The organism is Pseudomonas sp. 43mfcvi1.1 (genome assembly GCF_900115935.1).
In the GTDB taxonomy this organism is placed as follows: Bacteria; Pseudomonadota; Gammaproteobacteria; order Pseudomonadales; family Pseudomonadaceae; genus Aquipseudomonas; species Aquipseudomonas bijieensis.
In genome coordinates this window covers 433,599-450,775 of sequence record NZ_UETT01000004.1, presented here as the reverse complement: position 1 = coordinate 450,775, position 17,177 = coordinate 433,599, and the positions used below count along the sequence as shown (strand labels likewise).

The window sequence follows — 17,177 nt, the reverse complement described above, 5'->3', positions numbered from 1 at the left end:
TTTGGAGAACAGTCTTGCTCGTCAACGCGAACTCGTTAGCGCCTTATTGCCCAGACTCGGGCTGTTGCCGGCGTTCGCGTTCGCAGGTTTCGGTGCCACAGGTCCTTGGCCGACGGGCTACACAGAACGTTTGACCAAACTTCAAGTGGCTAATTAGAGTGGGTAGCCGTACGAGCGGCCTACTGCCATGGAAACCCAAATGAGCGACTTACCCCTGCTGCTAGCCTTCATCGCTGCTGCGTCAGTGCTCACTGTTACCCCCGGCGTGGACACTGCCATGGTTCTTCGCGCTACAGCGACCGGTGGTCGACGCTCGGCGTTGATGGCCTCTATCGGTATTGCGCTCGGGTGCCTGGTGTGGGGAGCGGCGGTGTCACTGGGGCTCGGCGCCCTGTTGCAAGCTTCGGAGTGGGCTTACCTAGTGCTGAAAATTGTCGGCGCAGCTTATCTCGTTTGGTTGGGTATCAAACTGCTGCTGCGACCTAGGACAACTCTGCAAGGGCAGGGGAACGAGAACATGGCTGTCACTGCACGTGACGCCTTTATCCGCGGTTTATTGACTAACCTGCTGAACCCCAAAATAGGTGTCTTCTACGTCACTTTTCTCCCCCAGTTCGTCCCGAGTGGTTCGAGCGTTGCCAGCTACTCCTTCTTCCTCGCGGCGTTACACGTGCTGTTGACACTGGCCTGGTTCGGCATCCTGGTAGCGGCTACGGTGCCGTTGAGCAGTTTCCTGAAGCGGCCGGCGGCCCTGAAGGCACTTGATCGGCTCTCGGTCGGTGTTTTTGTCGCGTTTGGGCTCAAACTCGCTGTTTCCAATCCTGCTTGAGCCGAATGCCGCATTGCCAATAGCCAGTTCACACATGCGGATTCAAAGAGCCGGCAGTTTCTGCGTCAGCGGTTGGGTCTTTGGCGTACCCGTGCGAACCAGCATCGGGCCGAACACCGCCAGCAGGCCCAGCAGAATGAGCGGGAAGTACATCAGCGACTCCAGGCCAAAGCGCCCCACGATAATTGTGATCGCGGCGTGCCCCATGAGCATCCCCGAAAAGCCGATGCCCTTAACGATGCCGATCACGACCCGCATGCCCGCATTCAGGCTGTCGCAAAAGTAGATCGGCTACAGGGTTCGTATTGACGAGCGAATCGCCCGCGCGCATTCGATAACCGCGGGCGCCAGCTTGCGTTCGGCTTCCTCCATGGTCCAGCGACTGCTGGGCACGACTACATGCACTGCCGCCACCGGCAAACCCTGGCTGCCTATGATTGGCGCGGCAATGGACATGTCGCCCAGGAACAGCTCTTCCTTGTTTATGGCGTAACCCCTGCGCCGCGTGATCTCGATCTGCTCGATGATGTCGTCGATCTCGGTCAGTGTGTATTGCTGCCGGGATCAGCTATTACCGGGTGTTGGATGCGCTGTTTTGAGCGCTGCTTGAAATTGGAGTTGAGCTTCGATCGCGTCCTTGTCGATGACCGACCAGACCTCGCGGATCCTGCCGTCCTCGAACGCGTAGAAGACGTTTTCCGCGAAGGAGATCCGTGCCCCATTGACGGCAAGGCCCAGGAACTCCCCCGTCGGCGTGCAATTGAATGCCAGGCGAGCCGCCAATTTTGGTGGCTCGATCAGCACAAACTCGATTTCAAAGCGCAAGTCAGGAATATCCCGGTAGTTCGCTTCCAACATGCTTCGATAGCCGTGCAGGCCTAACCGTCTCGCGTTATGAACCACATCCAGGTGCACGAAATGCCCCAGGTTTTCCCAGTCCTGTGCATTCAGGCAGGCAATGTAGTCGCTATAGAGGGTTGCAAGGTTCGAGGTCATGGGACTGTTCTCCGCTATATGCCTGTTTCCGCCTTCTGCGATCCCAGGCCTTGTTGCCGGGTGTCACGAAGGTAATGTGCTGGTTATCGATGGGGGGTGAGCCCCCGACGATAAAGGTCGAGCCATGCGCCGTTTAACCCTGTAACAGTCATTGATATCCAGCGCCTTCTGGTAGTACTCCGACCGTTTCGCGCGATTCGTTTCACCCAGCAGTCGGTAGATTTCCGCCTGGTAATCACGGCTGCCGCCCCACTGCATGGCGAAGCCAACAGGTTCCTCAGGTCTGCACTCAAGCCTGACAACAGGCTGCGGAAAGTATTTTTCGTACAGTGGCATGCTGGTCTCCAAGGCCAGCAATGTCGTTTCGTACTGAGGCGTGTCAGTGAACGCCAGGCACCAGTATGCAATTTGAAGGGCCGGTGGAGCGAAGCCTTGAGCAAGGCTTCGTTCGAACAAGGGACATGCCTTCTCTGTAATCACTTCGCTCGGAGATAACATCACGTAGATGAGTCCGAGGCGATACTGGGCTATGGGATGATCAAGGGCTGCGGCTTGTTCAAGCAGAGCAAATGCCGGCTTGAGTAGCATTCCTCCTTCTTCCGCCAGGGCCAAGGAGCGCTTCTTTTCCTCTGCGCTTGTCGTCGGTGTCTCAGCAGTGACCGCCTCAAGCTTGCTATCCGCTTGTTGCAGGAATGGAATGGCCTGTTGGTAAAGGCTTTCACCACGAGGATCAATCTGCAGCGTGTTGGCCATACCCGACTGAGACAGCAGGCATGCCAATAGGGTAAAGCTCCAACGGTTCAGGTGCACGGATCAGCGTCCTTGTATCAACTATTCGATTGCGGTGCAGGTTACGGTAATTGGCTTTTTCCCATCACAACCGGCTGTTTTAGTTGCTCGGTTGTGACTCTGGGGCGTTTGATGCTTGCGCCTAGCTTAAACCTCTTTCTTTGCAGGGGGAGCTAGCACACTGATCCAGCCCACCGACTCATTTGCCCCCGGTCACGTCGAGGAATGTCCCGGTGACGAATGATGCCTGCGCGCTGGCCAGCCATAGAATGGCCTGGGCCACTTCCTCCGGCTGGCCACCCCGGCCCATGGGGATTGTGTCCTTGATACGGTCGACCCGCCCCGGTTCGCCGCCGCTGGCATGCATTTCGGTGTAGATGTGACCGGGGCGAATACCGTTGACGCGTATCCCTTCGCGGGCCACCTCTTTGGCCAGACCGATGGTGAACGTCTCCAGGGCTCCCTTGGACGCCGCGTAGTCGATATATTCGTTGGGACTGCCGAGGCGCGCCGACGCCGAAGAGACATTGATCACCACTCCGCCCGGACCGTTGTGCCGGTAGGACATGCGTTTCACCGCCTGTTGGGCACAGAGCATCGGACCGATGGAGTTGACCGCGAAGATGCGCTGCATGCGTTCGAAGCCGAGGTCTTCCAGGCGCGACTGCACGGCCAGTACCCCGGCGTTATTGACCAGTACGTCGATACGGCCAAATGAGCGGTCGATGGCCGCGAACAGATCGGCGACCTGTCCGGGGTCCGCACTGTCGGCCCGCATGACCAGCGCCCGACGGCCCAACGCCTCCACATCCGCCGCCACCGCCAGCGCGGAGGACTCATGGGCAATGTAGCTGATCGCGACGTCATAGCCTTGGGCTGCGGCGAGCCGTGCGGTGGCGGCGCCCACTCCGCGACCGCCACCAGTGATCAGAATCAACGGTGCCTGGGAGACGTTATTCATCGAGGGTACCTCCTGTAACGGTGAGAAAGCGGGTGTATCAGCCAATCAAGAGAGTGCCGCTGACGATCACTGCGCACGCCACGACTCGGCGAGTGGTGAGTGTCTCGCCGAGGAACGCGTAGCCAATCAACGCGGCGAACAGCACGCTGGTTTCGCGCAATGCCGATACCGCGCCCAAGGGGGCTTCGTTCATGGCGTAGATGACGATTCCATAGGCCAGCAAGGAGACCAATCCACCGACCACGGCGGTCAATGTGCCGGGCCGGAAAGAGAATAAGCTGCGGGCGTCGCGCAGGCCGATGTACACCGCTGGCATCAACACGCCCCACAAGGCGCACATCCACACCGTATAGGCCAGTGGCGCGCCGGAGAGTCTGGTGCCAATGCCGTCGGTGACGCTGTAGGCGGCGATGAAGCAGCCGGTTCCCAGGGCATAGGGCAGGCTGGGCACCGACAGGTTGCGTCCCCTGAAGGCCAACGAAATGATTGCGCCTGATACCAGCGCGATACCCAGTAGCGCACCGGGAGCAATGCTTTCCCCGGCAAAGGCCGCGGCACCCAGGGTGATCAAGACGGGTGACGATCCACGCGAAACCGGATAGGTCTGTCCCAGGTCGCCGACCCGGTAGCTGCGCACCAGGAACAGGTTGTAGCCGACATGCAGCAACGCCGAAAGCAACCCATAGCCCCAACTGGCAACTGCCGGTGGCTCCATGAACACCGCGGCGACAATACTGGCGATAGCGATGGCGATGCACATGATCGTCATCGACCACAGTCGATCGGTGCCGCCACGCAGTAGCGCATTCCAACTGGCATGCAGGAGCGCGGCGAAAAGAACCAGCAAGGTGATATGGATAGGCATGCGCCATTTTATGCAGCCCGGCTGCCCGGACTACAGCGAAGTCTCCTCATCGTTTCATGAGTGAATCCTCATGCATTATCCGTAAGCTCGTTGGACTTTCAGCGCCTCGCTGGTCAACCATTGGCGAAAGCTGACGATGTGCGGCTGCGATTCGCTGCCTTTCGGGCAGACGAAGTAGTAGGCAAGGGGGGAGGGGAACGACACATCGAAGAGCCGGACCAGGCGACCGTCGCTGATTTCGGTTTCAACATGCCCGCTGCGCACCAGGGCGACACCCTGGCCGAGCAGGGCAGCCTCGACCGTCATGTTGGTGTCCCCGAACCGGACGCTTTCCTTGAGCGGCAAAAATTCCAGCCCGACTTTTTCAAACCAGGCCTCCCATTTTGGCACCAGCTCGGCGCCATCACGGGTCAGCAGTGGGTAATGCAGCAGTTCGGCAGGGCTGCGCGGTGTCCCGAATCGCTGCAGCAGATCGGGACTTGCCACCGGAAACACCTGCTCGCCGAACAGAAACTCTGAATACAGGCCTGGGTAACTGCCCTTGCCGAGCCGGATCGCGACATCGGCCTGGGCGCTGGAGAAATGGATGATCTTGTCCGTGGTGTCCAGCGAGACCAGTAGCTCGGGATGTTGCCGGGAGAGGCTCGGCAAGCGTGGCAGCAGCCATTTCAGCGCGAAGGAGTACGTGGTGCTGACTTCGAGTCGGACTCTGCCTTTCTGCTCTCGAAGATCGGCCAGGGTCGCCTCCAGGCTCATGAAGAATTCCCGCACGATGGGCGCCAGCGTAGCCCCCGCTGCGGTGAGGCTCAACGACTTGCCACGTTCGAACAACTGCAATCCCCAGAGCTCTTCGAGATGCTTGAGCTGGTGACTGACCGCGCTTTGAGTGACATGCAGCTCATTCGCGGCAGAGGTAAAGGTCGCGTGCCGGGTGGCGACTTCAAAGGCACGCAGTGTGGCGGTTGGCGGCAGATCTCTCATGTACAGGGCGTCTCGGCGAGTCATCAGAAATGCGTAACATGAGCGCTAGCTCATGATAGAGCATCATAGCCGCAATGGCCTTGTCGGTCGTTCAGTTGACTGAAATCCTCCATGGCCGCGCGCGAAGCGGGCACGTTGAGACTATGCTGATGGCCACAGCAGGTAGTGCATTGGTTTCAATCGTCAGCCACCAAGGAAAGGAGTCCGTATGTCTTCATTTCTTTATGCCCGGTTCTACTATCGCAATGGCCGTATGAGCAGACCCGTAACCTGAATATGCCCTTCATTGCTCTGGACAACCTCCAGATGGTCGATGCCTTGACTTGGAAATGGCAAATGGCACGGAATGCGACGCACCAAACGCTCTGCATTGAGCTCGGAAATGAGGCAGGCGCGCAGGCGCCACTGAGAATTTCCCAGCGGATCAAATACGACTCACTGACCGAACTGCCTCATGGCGCCTTGCCCGGCGACCGTTTCACTCCGTCGATTTTCCTGTCCAGTCGCCCCGACGAACAATGGGCGGTGATGTTTCTTGGGCTCGATCGTTTCCACCGTATCAACAATGTCCTTGGCTATCCGATGAGCAAAGACGTCGATGAGCCGAGCGTCAATCCCAAGCGTGATGGAGAACCGCATGAACACTGAACCGATCCGCAAAATCCTGTGGCACGTCGCCGGCTGCGTGACCGGGTTGGCGATGGTTGCCGCCCATCCAGCCCAAGCTGCCGACGGTATCGCCAGCGGCCCTACCGCAAGCTATAGCATTGCCTTCAGCAACTCCTACGCGGGCAGCGATTTTCGCAAGGTGATGGTGCGCAACTGGCAGGAGATTGCGGCCCAGGCGCAAAAGGATGGCTTGATCCGGGAGGCCCCGGTGGTCAGCGCGAATAACTCGGCGTCGGAACAAGCGGCCCATATCCAGGAGATGATCGTCAAGGGCGTGAACGCCATCGTCGTCCTGGCCGCGTCCGACACGGCCCTCAACGGGGTGATCCGCGATGCTTGCAACGCCGGCATCGTGGTGGTCGTCATGGCCAGCCTGGTCACCGAAAGCTGTGTCTATACCGTGGACTACAACTGGTCTGCCATGGGCCGCGTGGAAGTGGACTATATCGCCGAGCGCCTCAAGGGCAAGGGAACGCTGCTGGAAATCCGTGGCATTGCCGGCGATGCCACCGATCAAAACATCAGCGACGGCATTCGCAAGGCCGCCAGCGACTATCCGGGCCTGAAATTCGCCAAGACCGTGTACGGCAACTGGACGGCTTCCGTGGCACGCAAGGAGGTGGCGCTGGCGCTGCCGTCGCTGCCCACCATCGATGCGGTCGCTACTCAAGGGGGCGACGGTTATGGCGCGGCCATGGCGTTCAAGGCGGCGGGACGCCCTTTACCGATCATCGTGATGGGGAACCGTCAGGACGAACTCGCCCTGTGGAAACAGGAGCGCGATGCCAATGGCTACGAGACCGTCTCGGTTTCCGCCTCACCGAGCGTCTCCCAGGTGGGTTTCTGGGTGGCCCAGCAGATCCTGGCGGGCAAGCAAGTGCCGAAGTTCGTCGAGGTGCCGCTGGTACGTATCGATGGGAAAGACCTGGACGCCTGGCTCGCAACGATGCCGGTGGGCGGCGCCGCCAATCCTTTCTACAGCCAGGCTTCCGTGGCGGCGATGATCGACGCGGGCATCAACAATACGGCGCCGCCGATGCCTTTGCCGGAGGTCATGAAGCAGTAGTGGCTGGCGGGGAGCGAGGATGCGAGGCGCCATGTTGAGATTCAAACCCGTCAGGGACAGGCCCATTGCCGTCAAAATTGGTCTGGCGGTCGCCGCGCTGGTGTTCCTGATGCTGGCGGTATCGCTCGTAAACCTCTACGGCCTGCGAGGCATGGTACGTGCGGTGGATTCCGCCAGCCATTCCGCGGAAATTCTGGCCTCGGTCAATGGGGCCACCGGGCGGGTGGAAAACTTCATCGCCACCCGCGACCAGGAAAGCCTGTCCCAGGCCGAAGGCATGGTGGCGACGGCTATCGTCGGCCTCACCGCCATTCCAGTGGCAGAGGCGCAATCGCTCAAGGGCAGTCTGCAGAGGCTCGCCGCGGCGATCGCCGCCTTGCGGGCGGCGACCCTGACCATGGATGGCGAAACGGAGAACATGACAGCCCACTACGGCCGGATGCGAGAGGCGACGATCCTCGTCGAACAGGGCATCGCTGACGGGCTGAAGGAGATTGATTCCCGCGCCGCCGACCACAAGGCGCGAGTAAGCAACATCGAAAGCGCCCACCGCATCCTGGATATCCTGCGCAACAGCGAAAGGATCATCACCGCCAATGTGGCCAAGATGCTGGTGAGCGGTGATGGGGCGGCCGCCACCGCGGCGCGGAACGCCAGCGCGGCACTGCCGCCCGTGGTCGAGCAATTGCGCGAGTTGATGGGGGCGCCGCAGGAGGTGGAGACCCTGGAGCAATTGGCGACGGCGGTCGCTGCTGCCAGCCTGGCGGTCGAGCACCTTGGCGAGGCGCCCAAGCTCCGGGGCGGTGAGGCTTTGCGGCATCTCGCCGCCGTCGGGGATGCGGCCGGGCGCCTCGAGGCGATGTTGGATGAAGTGGGCGAGCACGTTGCCCATGACGCAAACGACATTCAGGCCGCCACCGGTTTGCTGCAAAATGCAGCCGCGCTGTCCAAGCGTTTCGCCGAGCGCGTTGCCACTTTGGAGGCGCAGACCTTGTCGTTTCGCCTGTCACCGTCGGCCGAGGTCGCCAGCTCTGTCGGCACCATCCTGGACGAGCTCTCCCGTCTCTCTCGGGTTCTCCCTTCGTCCGTAGGGCTGCAAACCAAGGCTACGCCCCTGACGGTCTACGATCAGATTGCCGGCTACCGGGCGGCATTCGCCAGGTTCCATCAGGCGAGCAACGCCTTGAGTGGCGCGCGCGATCAGGTTCGCAACGAGGCACGCAGCGCCGGCCTGTTGGTGGCGGGCTTCGCGGGTGAAGCCCGCTCCGAGGCCTTGGTTCACAATGATCGCGGCATGCTTGCGACGGTGATCGCGGGTACCGTCGCCATCCTGCTGGCTGGCGCCATCGCCTGGAGCACGTCGCGGTTTGTCGCGCAGCCCATCGTGGCCCTGGCCTCGGTTATGCGCCGGCTTGCGGCCGGCGACCTGAACGCCGAAGTCGCCAGCGCCGGACGCGGCGACGAGATTGGGATCATGACCCGTGCGGTACGGGTGTTCCAGGAGAATGCCCTGCGCATCCGGGTGCTGGAAGCCGAGGCCGAAGCCGAGCGACAGCAAGTCCAGGCCTCTTTGGAAAGAATGGTCGCCGAACGGACCGACACGCTGCACCATCAGACCGAGGTGCTGGAGGCGCAGGCCGTCGAGCTTATTCAGGCGCGCAACCAGGCCGATACGGCTAACCAGGCAAAGAGCGATTTCGTTGCCACGGTCAGCCACGAACTGCGCACCCCCCTGACCCTCATTCTCGCACCCCTGGAGCAGCTCTCGGCGGCGACCACACCACCGGCAGACTGGCATGTGCAAATCGACCGCGCCCAACGCAACGCACTGCGCTTGATGAACCGGGTGAATGACATCCTCGATTTCTCCAAGGCCGAAGCGGGCAAGTTTGAGTTGTGTCCAACGCCAATGGACTTGAGCAAGGTGGTGGGTGTGCTGGCCGAGGATGCCGCCATGGTGGCCGAGGGCAAAGGCTGCACCTTAACCTGCAGCATCGATCCCGCGCTTGGCACGGTGTTCCTGGACCCCCGACACTTCGAGAAGATTCTCCTCAACCTGGTGAGCAATGCCATCAAGTTCACGCCCGCTGGCGGCACCGTGCACCTGGCCGTCACTGCGCTCGATGGCGAGCGATTTGAACTTGCGGTGCAAGACTCCGGGATTGGCATCGCACCTGACAAACTGCCGCTGTTGTTCCAGCGTTTTTCCCAGATCGATAATTCCGCCACGCGCCACTACAGCGGCACAGGTATCGGTCTCGCCCTGGTCAAGGATCTGGTCAAACTGATGGGGGGCGAAGTCGGCGTCAACAGCGAGCTCGGACGGGGTTCGTGCTTCTTTGTTCGACTTCCGCTGGGAGCTGAGCAAGATACCGTGTCGACCGAAGCCAGCGCTATGCACGAGCGATCGTCAGCGAACGCAACGAGCACGACCGAGCAGCGCCACCTGCGTTTCGATGACGACCGCCATGGCAGTGGCAACGACCGAGCTTCGATGGACAGCGCAGACGGGCAGCCCCCGGAACACGCCGCGCAATCCAGAGTGCTGGTGGTAGACGACAGCCCGGAAATGCTGAGCTACCTGCGCGAACTTTTGCACAACGACTACATCGTCGCCACCGCAGTTGATGGAGAGCAGGCCTGGGCACTCCTGCAGCGTCGCCCCATCGATGTCGTCCTCTCGGATGTGATGATGCCGCGGCTCGACGGCTTTGGCCTGACAGCCAGAATCAAAGCCAGCGCCGGTTTCGCCCATTTACCCGTGATCTTGTTGACCGCCCGAGGCGGCAGCGAGGCCTGTGTTTCCGGGCTGGAGAGTGGCGCCGATGACTATATCGCCAAACCCTTCTCGCCGCTGGAACTCAAGGCCCGCGTTCGCGCGGCGCTACGCATGAGCCAGGTGCAAACCGAGCTGCATGCAAAATCCCGTCAGGCGGGCATGGCCGAAATCGCCACGACTGTGCTGCACAACGTCGGCAACGTTCTCAACAGCGTGAACGTATCGGCAGAACTGGTCAGCAGCCAGATGCGCACCTCCAAAGCCCAGGGGTTGGGCAAGGTGGCTCAACTGATGAACGAACACATCCATGACCTGGCCGATTTTCTCACCACAGACCACAAAGGAAAGATGCTGCCCGGCTATCTGCTCAAGCTGGCGGAGGTGGTGAGCGCAGAGCAACTGAGCATCATCGAAGAACTCGAGCAACTCACCAAGGGCATTGACCACATCAAAACCATTGTCGCTGCCCAGCAGTCCTATGCCGTTGCTGTCAGTATTGTCGAGACAGTGCCGGTCCCGGAGTTAATCGACGATGCCTTGCGCATGAGTGCTGGATTACTGGCGCGCCAGGAGGTGACGGTGGTCAAGGACATTGCCGACTTGCCCCTGTTGTCGCTGGACCGGCATCGGATGCTGCTGATTCTGGTGAACCTGATCAACAACGCCAAGCAGGCGTTGGACGGCGTGATCGATCGCAGCCCCAGCATCACGTTCAGTGCCTCTCTCGTCGACGGGCCAGCATTGCGTATCACAGTGGCCGACAACGGTAATGGGATTGCGCCAGAGCACCTGGCGCGTATCTTTTCCCATGGCTTCACGACGCGCAAAGACGGCCACGGTTTCGGCCTGCACAGCTGCGCGCTGGCCGCGCAGGAAATGGGTGGCAGCTTGACCGTGCGTAGCGACGGGGCCGGGCAGGGCGCGACGTTCATTCTCGATATTCCCATCGATGTTGCGCAGAACCAGAGGTGAGTCTCGTTTCCCGCTCCAAGATTCAAAAAAAGGCCACTCAGATGAGTGGCCTTTTTGTGCATCATCTTTACAGACAGCTTTCGACCCAGGCTGTATGAAAAAACAGTGTCGATTGGGACGGGGCGTCTCCAACGACCTTGGATCAGGTGCGAGCCTCCTCAAACAACCAGTCTCGAAAAGCTTTCAATCTCGGCAGGCTTGCACATTCCGAGCGATAGACCACGTGGTAGGCCAATGGAGAGACAAATTGAATGTCCGCAAACAAGCGGATCAACCTGCCGGCTGCCAGATCATCTCGGGCCATGACGCTGCGCGCGAGTGCGACCCCTTGTCCATCGACTGCCGCTTGAAGCACCGCTGCGCTGTTGTTGATCTTCATCCCTCGCTGTGTCGACACGTCTTTCATGCCAACCGATTCCAACCAGGTTGCCCAAGTTGTAAATCCGGCTTGCCCGTCCATTGAAAGATCATGAATCAGGGTTTCATTCGCCAGTTCGGCCAAGTTCTTCAACCGGTCCGGTGTGTCTATCAACTGAGGCGAGCAAACAGGATAGATGTCCTCGTCCATGAGTTTTTCTGCGATCAGGCCAGGCCAGTGGCCGGCACCATACCTCACGCCGATATCGATTCTTTGGGTCAAGAAATCTACCGCTTTGAGCTGTGTATCAAGTCGTACGTCAGTATCTGGACAAGCGGCGTGGAAGCGCTCGATGCGTGGCAATAACCATTTGGCAGCAAAGGCGGGGCTGACCGTGACTGTCAGAACCCCGCTGGGCGATGTCTCCCTCATCCGTTCCAGCCCCAGCGCAAGGCGCTCGAAACCGGCCTGAATGTCGGGAAGCGCACGCTCCGCCGCTTGCGTGGTGACCAACCGTGTCTTTCCGCTGGAGCCTCGATGAAACAGGGGGGTGCCTAACCACTGCTCAAGAGTGCGGACCAGTTGGCCCACCGCTGCTGGGGTGACGTTCAACTCCTTAGCCGCCGCAGAAAAGCTTTGGTGCCGGGCGCTGGCTTCAAAAGCCTTCAGGGCATTGAGATGAACGGGTGCTGCCATAACAGTAAACTTTTTCTTTATCGTGTTGACACTTTATCTCGTTTGTTCCGCTATTGATAGAGGCCAATAATTCGCTCGTACCTAAGCAGCGCATCGTGCATTACACGGTTAAAAATCGCATTTAAAGGCTGAAAGCCGGTTCTCGGTTTTCTAGCCAGTCTCAATCAATATCTGGAGTATTCAAATGAGCAATCAATTTGCTGGAAAGAAATTATTGGTCGTCGGTGGCACCAGTGGTATGGGCTTGGAAACCGCTCGATTGGTATTACAGCAAGGCGGTAGTGTCGTTATCGTGGGTAGCCGTGCGCAGAAAACCGAGCAGGCTCGTCAGGTGCTGGCAGCATTTGGCCAAGTGAGCGCGCTGACAGCCAATCTGACCGATGTCCAAGACCTGGCGACGCTGCTGCAGGAAATTGATCAGCATCACGCTGACGTCGATCTTCTGGTGAACGCGGCGGGGGTATTTTTCCCCAAGCCTTTTCTGGAGCATCAAGACGCCGACTACGATCAGTACATGCAACTGAACAGGGCCACCTTCTTCATCACGCAAAAAGTCGCCGCCAACCTCGTCGCCAAGGGGAACCCCGGCGCCGTCGTCAATATCGGTTCCATGTGGGGCAAGCAGGCCATAGCCGCAACCCCGTCTTCCGCCTATTCGATGGCGAAAGCTGGCTTGCATTCGCTGACTCAGCACTTGGCGATGGAGCTTGCGTCCAAGCATATCCGCGTCAATGCCGTCTCGCCTGCGGTGGTGCAGACCCCTATCTACGAAGGGTTCATTCCTAAAGCCGAGGTTCATTCCGCGCTGCAGGGCTTCAACAGTTTTCACCCAATCGGACGGGTGGGTACCCCTGAGGAGGTGGCGGAGGTGGTCGCCTTCCTGTTGTCCGAAAAGGCCAGTTGGGTCACAGGTGCAGTCTGGGACGTCGACGGTGGAGTCATGGCCGGGCGTAACTAATTCAAATCCGAGCGTGCCTGCTGAGGCTGTCGAGCCTGGTGCAACCCGTGGTGAGATGGCTCAAGCGCTGCCCGCTGCTCGGCTGACGGGCCACACAGAACGTTTGACCAAACTTCTAGTGGCTAATTTTCGAGCGTTGCCAGCTATTCATTCTTCCTTGCGGCGTTACACGTACTGTTGACGCTGGCCTGGTTCGGCATCCTGGTAGCGGCTACGGTGTCGCTGAGCAATTTCCTGAAGCGCCCAGCGGCCCTGAAGGCACTTGATCGGCTCACGGGCGGTGTTTTTGTCGCGTTTGGGCTCAAACTGGCTGTTTCCAGTCCGGCTTGAGCCTAATGCCGCACTGCCAGTAGATGTCGACCTCGCGCATGCTGACAATGAACAGGCTATTGTGCCGAACACTCCTGCACAGCCCCCCTTATCAACCGCTCGACCAAGTGGGTATAAGCCTCATCAGTCAATGGGCGCTCCTCAAGCCAACCCGGCAGGCAATTGAGAAACCGTGTGATGACATGCCCCGCTGCCGTACCTATTTCATGCGCACTGAACGCATCGCTGAACACCGCGTGCAGAAACGCGCGCTCATATCTGACGCGTTTGAGGATGATGCGTTGCTTCTGAGCGGTGTCAAGATAGGCAAAACCCTGTAACGCCAGCCGAAAGTGCAGAGGCCGCTCGCGGTGCAGGCGCAGGTGGTCGACGATCAGCTTCGACAGTGGGCGGGGGGCTGCTGTTCGTCGTCGCTGTACAGGTTGCTGAACCAACAGGTGGAGTTCTTCGTAGAACTCTTCGATCAGGTCGAACAGCAGGGCTTGTTTGCTGGGGAAATGGTTGTATAGCGAGCCGGGGGCGATACCCACGTGACGTGCCAGTTCGCGCATGCTGACCTGTCCAAACCCCTTGCTGACAAAAAGCTCCAGGGCCCGTTCACGGATCGTGTCATACCCGCTGCGAGCTTCAGGTGTAGACATGAAAACCACGTCCTGATTTTTTGCCTAGCAAGCCCGCGGCGACCATCTCTTTGAGCAGCGGGGCAGGTCGGTATTTCGGGTCGCCAAAACCTGTTTGCAGGTTGTCCAGGATTCCCAGCACGGTATCCAGGCCAATCAGATCGGCCAATGCGAGCGGCCCGATCGGTTGGTTGCAGCCCAGGCGCATGCTGGCGTCGATTGCTTGGGCATCGCCATTTTCCTGAAGGACGAAGATCGCTTCATTGATCATTGGAATGAGGATTCGGTTGACGATGAAGCCCGGGCGGTTCTGCGTGTGGATTGCGGTCTTGCCCAACTGTTCGACCAGTGCCTGGGCGGTGGAGCAGGTCGCGTCGCTGGTCTGTAAGCCACGGATCAACTCCACCAGGCCCATGATGGGCACCGGGTTGAAGAAGTGAATCCCCATGAAGCGTTCCGGGTGCTTGATGCTCGCCGCCAGTTCTGTAATCGAAAGCGACGACGTGTTACTGGCGATCAGGCAATCCAGGCGAGCATGGACGTCAATCTGCTGCAGAATCTTGCGTTTGAGTGCCAAGTCTTCTGTTGCCGCTTCGATCACCAGGTCCATTTCATTCAGGCCGGTGTAGTGAATCGAGGTTTGGATACGTTGCAGGGCCTCAGTGGCTTGCTCGTGACTAAGTGTCCCTTTTTCAACTTGCCGATCCAGGTTTTTATGCAAGATTTGCAGGCCTCGATCGAGCGCCTGCTCATTGATATCGATGAGCAATAACGTGTGGCCGGCTACCGCACAGGTTTGGGTAATTCCACTGCCCATCGTGCCGGCACCAATCACTGCAATGTGACGCAGGGTCATGTAGACATCCTAGATTCAGCGTTTGGGAAAAAATGTTGATTAGTCGCGTTTCACACCGACCATCACAAACAGTGCACGGGCGACCTGATCGCTTTTGTTACGCCAGGCGTGACGGGTTCCTTGTTGGATGACGACATCACCAGGCTGGATCCGTTTCTGCTCGCCATTGTCCAGCTCCAACCAGAGCTCGCCCTGAAGCAGGATGCCGTAGTCGATGGTAGGCGTCGTATGCATGCCTGGATGCTCCGGCTCGAAGCAGTCGAATAGGCCGGGTAGGGCGCTGCCGAGTTCTTCTACCATCTGTCCGACATCGGTCGGGTTGTGCATCACGGTATCTGGAGGGAGGTCATAGATCGCCAGGCAGGTTTCCCCTGGGCCAGGTACCAAGGACGGGTGCTCAAGCGTAGGGTCTTGCTGCGCGTTCAGGATTTGGGGCTGCGCTGCGGTGGACCACAAGTGCGCCATGGCGTGGCCGGGAATGGAGTCAAAGGAACAGGACCGCGGCGCAGTATCATCACTGATGAATACGGATTGGCCCATGGTATCGAGGCCGGTGACGACTCTTCTAATTTTCATGGCATTCCCTGAATTCAGTGGCGGGCATCAGCGTGCCCGCCCTTGTGTTGAGCCTATCTGGTTGATGTCAGGGGCAGATGACGTAGTTACTGAAGCCGCCGTGACGATTTTCAATGCCGGTGATTGCGCCGTTGACGTCTTCCAGGCTAAAGGCCGTGTTTTCGAAGAAGGAAAGATCCAGCGCCCCGGACTCCACCATGTCCGCCATGGCTTGTCCTTGTCCTGTGGTGAACCAGGCCGAACCGCTGATCTGGATGTCGTTGTCCATGATCCAGTGCAGATCGATGGGGACCTCGCCTGCAATAGCGCCGATATTGACCAGATGCCCGCCGCGGTGGATGGACTTGAGGGCTTGGGTCAAGGTCTCGTGTGGTGCCCCTGGGCCCAGGGCATCGATAACCACATCGACGCCTTCACCGTGGGTAACTTCATTGACCCATTCATGGGTGGGGATCGTGCCCAACGTGTGAATTTCAATCCGGCCTGGTGCGGCGAGGTCTTTTACCCGCTGGAAGAGTTCCTGGTTTCGAGCCGTGCCGAGGATCTTGCGAACGCCCATCGCTAGCGCCAGCGCTACGGCGCCCAAGCCGAGCGTGCCGCTGATGCCATTGATCAGCAGGGTGGTGCCAGGCCCGACATTGGCCTTGAGCATTGCCTTGTAGGCGGTACCCAGGTAGCCCAGTCGCGCGGCAGTCTCGAAACTGAGGTTCTCGGGCAGTTTCACCAGGCTGTATTGCGGCGCAGGGATGTACTCGCAAAGGCCACCGTAGGGATAGTCTTCGAACATGCGCGGGCTTTTTGGCGTGAAGCCGAAATAGCCATTGAAGGTGTAGGCCGTGCAGGCAATGGTATTGCCCGCACGACAGGCTCGGCAGGAACCACAGTGGCGGCCCGGATTGACGTAGACCCGGTCACCAACCTTGAAGTCGTAGACCTGTTCGCCTACTGCCTCGACGACGCCCGTGGGGTCGAGGCCGAAAGTCGCCGGCAGTTTTGGCAGGGGATTTTGCGGGAACCACTTGACCCAATTTGTCAGGATATTGTGGAGATTGGGGACGATCCCGCATGCCTTGATCTTGACGAGCACTTCAGTTGGACGAATTCCCGGTACGGGCAACTGCTCGATGACCATGGGTTTGCCACCTTCATACAGGCGTGCGGCGCGCATCGTTTTTGCAGTCATTATGTTCTCCGATACTCATATTATTTTTGTCGTAGTGCGTAATCCGTGGAGCGACACTTCAAAACCTCGGCATCAACGTAACCCGTCTTCACCTCTCACGTCGGCGACCGCCAGACCGCCCAGTCGCGAATGGATCCTGCCGCCTGTAGCCATGGCCAGGCCGAAAGCGATTTCGCTGCGACGGGGGCCGTCCCATACCGTCATCTCCGCGACACCAAAATGACTGCGCACATAAGCTGCCTGGATATGCCCCAGCGGAATCATCACCCGGCAACCAGGGCCACCGATAGTCTTGCTCGCTGGAACGATCGCCTTGGGGTTGCCCAGTGCTTCACGCATGGCCCAGCCACCGGCTTCGTGCCAGACCGCGCCGTGTTCCAGTTCGCCGTCTTCACCGACGATCGCGCCCTTGCCATAAGCCTGCACCTGCGCGGCACCGCCCAGTGCATGGATCAATTGCTCCGACAGTTGCGCGCCTAATCCCCTGAGTTCCTGCATGAACGGCAGCAGGTCTTCTTCATACCTGCCGGCGTAGGGGTTGGCGACCACGGCGGTGGCGACCGCAATGCGCAGCGGGGCTGAAGCACGCGGGCCTCCCTCGTGGAATATTTCTTCGACGTCCAGTTTGATCTTACGAACCATCACCAGCGACATGCTTGCCTCCAGAACCAGGAGCCTCACGGGGCTCGTTAT

18 protein-coding genes and 3 pseudogenes are annotated in these 17,177 nt (G+C 59.4%); 8 read left to right on the top strand and 13 right to left on the bottom strand.

Translation table 11 applies throughout. The annotated features are described in order from the left end of the window. The first annotated feature begins 199 nt into the window (after window positions 1–199). Window positions 200–829: a LysE family translocator gene (locus DTP52_RS10630; protein WP_109753319.1), complete on the top strand. Its 630-nt coding sequence runs from the start codon at window positions 200–202 to the stop codon at window positions 827–829. A 42-nt stretch (window positions 830–871) separates the two neighbouring features. Here DTP52_RS10630 and DTP52_RS10625 read toward each other — a convergent pair whose 3' ends face one another. The 7 genes from DTP52_RS10625 to gcvA (DTP52_RS10595) all read right to left on the bottom strand — a co-directional run bounded on the left by DTP52_RS10625 (window position 872) and on the right by gcvA (DTP52_RS10595) (window position 5,421). Next, the gene (locus DTP52_RS10625) at window positions 872–1,087 is read right to left on the bottom strand and encodes a hypothetical protein (RefSeq protein ID WP_249411806.1); all 216 of its coding nucleotides are present in this window, start codon (window positions 1,085–1,087) and stop codon (window positions 872–874) included. 33 nt (window positions 1,088–1,120) lie between these two features. Next, entirely contained in the window at window positions 1,121–1,375 is a 255-nt protein-coding gene (locus tag DTP52_RS10620; RefSeq protein ID WP_256594254.1) for an IclR family transcriptional regulator C-terminal domain-containing protein, read from the bottom strand. Between the two features lie 18 nt (window positions 1,376–1,393). After that, window positions 1,394–1,825: an ester cyclase gene (locus tag DTP52_RS10615; RefSeq protein ID WP_109753318.1), complete on the bottom strand. Its 432-nt coding sequence runs from the start codon at window positions 1,823–1,825 to the stop codon at window positions 1,394–1,396. Window positions 1,826–1,888: 63 nt separating this feature from the next. Next, the gene (locus DTP52_RS10610; RefSeq protein WP_109753317.1) at window positions 1,889–2,635 is read right to left on the bottom strand and encodes a hypothetical protein; all 747 of its coding nucleotides are present in this window, start codon (window positions 2,633–2,635) and stop codon (window positions 1,889–1,891) included. A gap of 178 nt (window positions 2,636–2,813) precedes the next feature. Then, window positions 2,814–3,575: an SDR family oxidoreductase gene (locus DTP52_RS10605; protein WP_109753316.1), complete on the bottom strand. Its 762-nt coding sequence runs from the start codon at window positions 3,573–3,575 to the stop codon at window positions 2,814–2,816. A gap of 37 nt (window positions 3,576–3,612) precedes the next feature. After that, the gene (locus tag DTP52_RS10600) at window positions 3,613–4,440 is read right to left on the bottom strand and encodes a DMT family transporter (protein ID WP_109753315.1); all 828 of its coding nucleotides are present in this window, start codon (window positions 4,438–4,440) and stop codon (window positions 3,613–3,615) included. A 75-nt stretch (window positions 4,441–4,515) separates the two neighbouring features. Further along, window positions 4,516–5,421: a transcriptional regulator GcvA gene (gcvA, locus tag DTP52_RS10595; RefSeq protein ID WP_109753390.1), complete on the bottom strand. Its 906-nt coding sequence runs from the start codon at window positions 5,419–5,421 to the stop codon at window positions 4,516–4,518. 276 nt (window positions 5,422–5,697) lie between these two features. Here gcvA (DTP52_RS10595) and DTP52_RS10590 point away from each other — a divergent pair, with 276 nt between their 5' ends. The 5 genes and pseudogenes from DTP52_RS10590 (at window position 5,698) to DTP52_RS31580 (ending at window position 10,907) form a co-directional block, all read left to right on the top strand. Continuing rightward, a complete protein-coding gene (locus DTP52_RS10590) occupies window positions 5,698–6,069 on the top strand; it encodes a GGDEF domain-containing protein (protein WP_109753314.1) in 372 nt (123 codons plus the stop codon). Beyond that, entirely contained in the window at window positions 6,059–7,156 is a 1,098-nt protein-coding gene (locus DTP52_RS10585) for an ABC transporter substrate-binding protein (protein WP_109753313.1), read from the top strand. Before DTP52_RS10590 ends, DTP52_RS10585 begins: the two co-directional genes overlap by 11 nt. A gap of 19 nt (window positions 7,157–7,175) precedes the next feature. After that, window positions 7,176–9,500 (top strand): annotated as a pseudogene (locus tag DTP52_RS31590) (ATP-binding protein); the annotation flags it as partial. A 51-nt stretch (window positions 9,501–9,551) separates the two neighbouring features. Continuing rightward, window positions 9,552–10,046 (top strand): annotated as a pseudogene (locus DTP52_RS31585) (response regulator transcription factor); the annotation flags it as partial. Next, complete coding sequence (locus tag DTP52_RS31580) at window positions 10,047–10,907, top strand: sensor histidine kinase (protein WP_371925586.1); 861 nt, start codon at window positions 10,047–10,049, stop codon at window positions 10,905–10,907. A 142-nt stretch (window positions 10,908–11,049) separates the two neighbouring features. Here DTP52_RS31580 and gcvA (DTP52_RS10575) read toward each other — a convergent pair whose 3' ends face one another. Then, window positions 11,050–11,961 carry a transcriptional regulator GcvA gene (gene gcvA / locus DTP52_RS10575; RefSeq protein WP_109753311.1) on the bottom strand — a complete coding sequence of 304 codons (912 nt, stop codon included), beginning with the start codon at window positions 11,959–11,961 and terminating at the stop codon, window positions 11,050–11,052. A 184-nt stretch (window positions 11,962–12,145) separates the two neighbouring features. On the opposite strand from gcvA (DTP52_RS10575), the gene DTP52_RS10570 reads away from it, so the two are divergent. Further along, complete coding sequence (locus DTP52_RS10570; protein ID WP_109753310.1) at window positions 12,146–12,919, top strand: SDR family NAD(P)-dependent oxidoreductase; 774 nt, start codon at window positions 12,146–12,148, stop codon at window positions 12,917–12,919. A 162-nt stretch (window positions 12,920–13,081) separates the two neighbouring features. Beyond that, window positions 13,082–13,249 (top strand): annotated as a pseudogene (locus tag DTP52_RS10565) (LysE family translocator); the annotation flags it as partial. Between the two features lie 56 nt (window positions 13,250–13,305). On the opposite strand, the gene DTP52_RS10560 reads toward DTP52_RS10565, so the two are convergent. The 5 genes from DTP52_RS10560 to DTP52_RS10540 all read right to left on the bottom strand — a co-directional run bounded on the left by DTP52_RS10560 (window position 13,306) and on the right by DTP52_RS10540 (window position 17,138). Further along, window positions 13,306–13,890 (bottom strand): TetR/AcrR family transcriptional regulator, encoded by a 585-nt coding sequence (locus DTP52_RS10560; protein ID WP_109753309.1) that lies wholly within the window; start codon window positions 13,888–13,890, stop codon window positions 13,306–13,308. Then, window positions 13,877–14,725, bottom strand: a complete 849-nt coding sequence (locus DTP52_RS10555) for a 3-hydroxybutyryl-CoA dehydrogenase (RefSeq protein WP_109753308.1) — start codon at window positions 14,723–14,725, stop codon at window positions 13,877–13,879. The genes DTP52_RS10560 and DTP52_RS10555 overlap by 14 nt, the downstream gene beginning before the upstream one ends. Window positions 14,726–14,764: 39 nt before the next feature. After that, entirely contained in the window at window positions 14,765–15,301 is a 537-nt protein-coding gene (locus tag DTP52_RS10550) for a cupin domain-containing protein (protein ID WP_109753307.1), read from the bottom strand. Window positions 15,302–15,368: 67 nt separating this feature from the next. Then, a complete protein-coding gene (locus tag DTP52_RS10545) occupies window positions 15,369–16,484 on the bottom strand; it encodes an alcohol dehydrogenase catalytic domain-containing protein (RefSeq protein WP_109753306.1) in 1,116 nt (371 codons plus the stop codon). A 72-nt stretch (window positions 16,485–16,556) separates the two neighbouring features. Then, a complete protein-coding gene (locus DTP52_RS10540; RefSeq protein ID WP_109753305.1) occupies window positions 16,557–17,138 on the bottom strand; it encodes an amino acid synthesis family protein in 582 nt (193 codons plus the stop codon). Window positions 17,139–17,177 lie beyond the last annotated feature (39 nt).

Coding starts and splice junctions, on each gene's coding strand:
- DTP52_RS10630 (WP_109753319.1), top strand. CDS start 200: ATGAGCGACTTACCCCTGCTGCTAGCCTTCATCGCTGCTGCGTCAGTG.
- DTP52_RS10625 (WP_249411806.1), bottom strand. CDS start 1,087: ATGCGGGTCGTGATCGGCATCGTTAAGGGCATCGGCTTTTCGGGGATG.
- DTP52_RS10615 (WP_109753318.1), bottom strand. CDS start 1,825: ATGACCTCGAACCTTGCAACCCTCTATAGCGACTACATTGCCTGCCTG.
- DTP52_RS10605 (WP_109753316.1), bottom strand. CDS start 3,575: ATGAATAACGTCTCCCAGGCACCGTTGATTCTGATCACTGGTGGCGGT.
- DTP52_RS10600 (WP_109753315.1), bottom strand. CDS start 4,440: ATGCCTATCCATATCACCTTGCTGGTTCTTTTCGCCGCGCTCCTGCAT.
- gcvA (WP_109753390.1), bottom strand. CDS start 5,421: ATGAGAGATCTGCCGCCAACCGCCACACTGCGTGCCTTTGAAGTCGCC.
- DTP52_RS10590 (WP_109753314.1), top strand. CDS start 5,698: ATGCCCTTCATTGCTCTGGACAACCTCCAGATGGTCGATGCCTTGACT.
- DTP52_RS10585 (WP_109753313.1), top strand. CDS start 6,059: ATGAACACTGAACCGATCCGCAAAATCCTGTGGCACGTCGCCGGCTGC.
- DTP52_RS31580 (WP_371925586.1), top strand. CDS start 10,047: ATGAGCCAGGTGCAAACCGAGCTGCATGCAAAATCCCGTCAGGCGGGC.
- gcvA (WP_109753311.1), bottom strand. CDS start 11,961: ATGGCAGCACCCGTTCATCTCAATGCCCTGAAGGCTTTTGAAGCCAGC.
- DTP52_RS10570 (WP_109753310.1), top strand. CDS start 12,146: ATGAGCAATCAATTTGCTGGAAAGAAATTATTGGTCGTCGGTGGCACC.
- DTP52_RS10560 (WP_109753309.1), bottom strand. CDS start 13,890: ATGTCTACACCTGAAGCTCGCAGCGGGTATGACACGATCCGTGAACGG.
- DTP52_RS10555 (WP_109753308.1), bottom strand. CDS start 14,725: ATGACCCTGCGTCACATTGCAGTGATTGGTGCCGGCACGATGGGCAGT.
- DTP52_RS10550 (WP_109753307.1), bottom strand. CDS start 15,301: ATGAAAATTAGAAGAGTCGTCACCGGCCTCGATACCATGGGCCAATCC.
- DTP52_RS10545 (WP_109753306.1), bottom strand. CDS start 16,484: ATGACTGCAAAAACGATGCGCGCCGCACGCCTGTATGAAGGTGGCAAA.
- DTP52_RS10540 (WP_109753305.1), bottom strand. CDS start 17,138: ATGTCGCTGGTGATGGTTCGTAAGATCAAACTGGACGTCGAAGAAATA.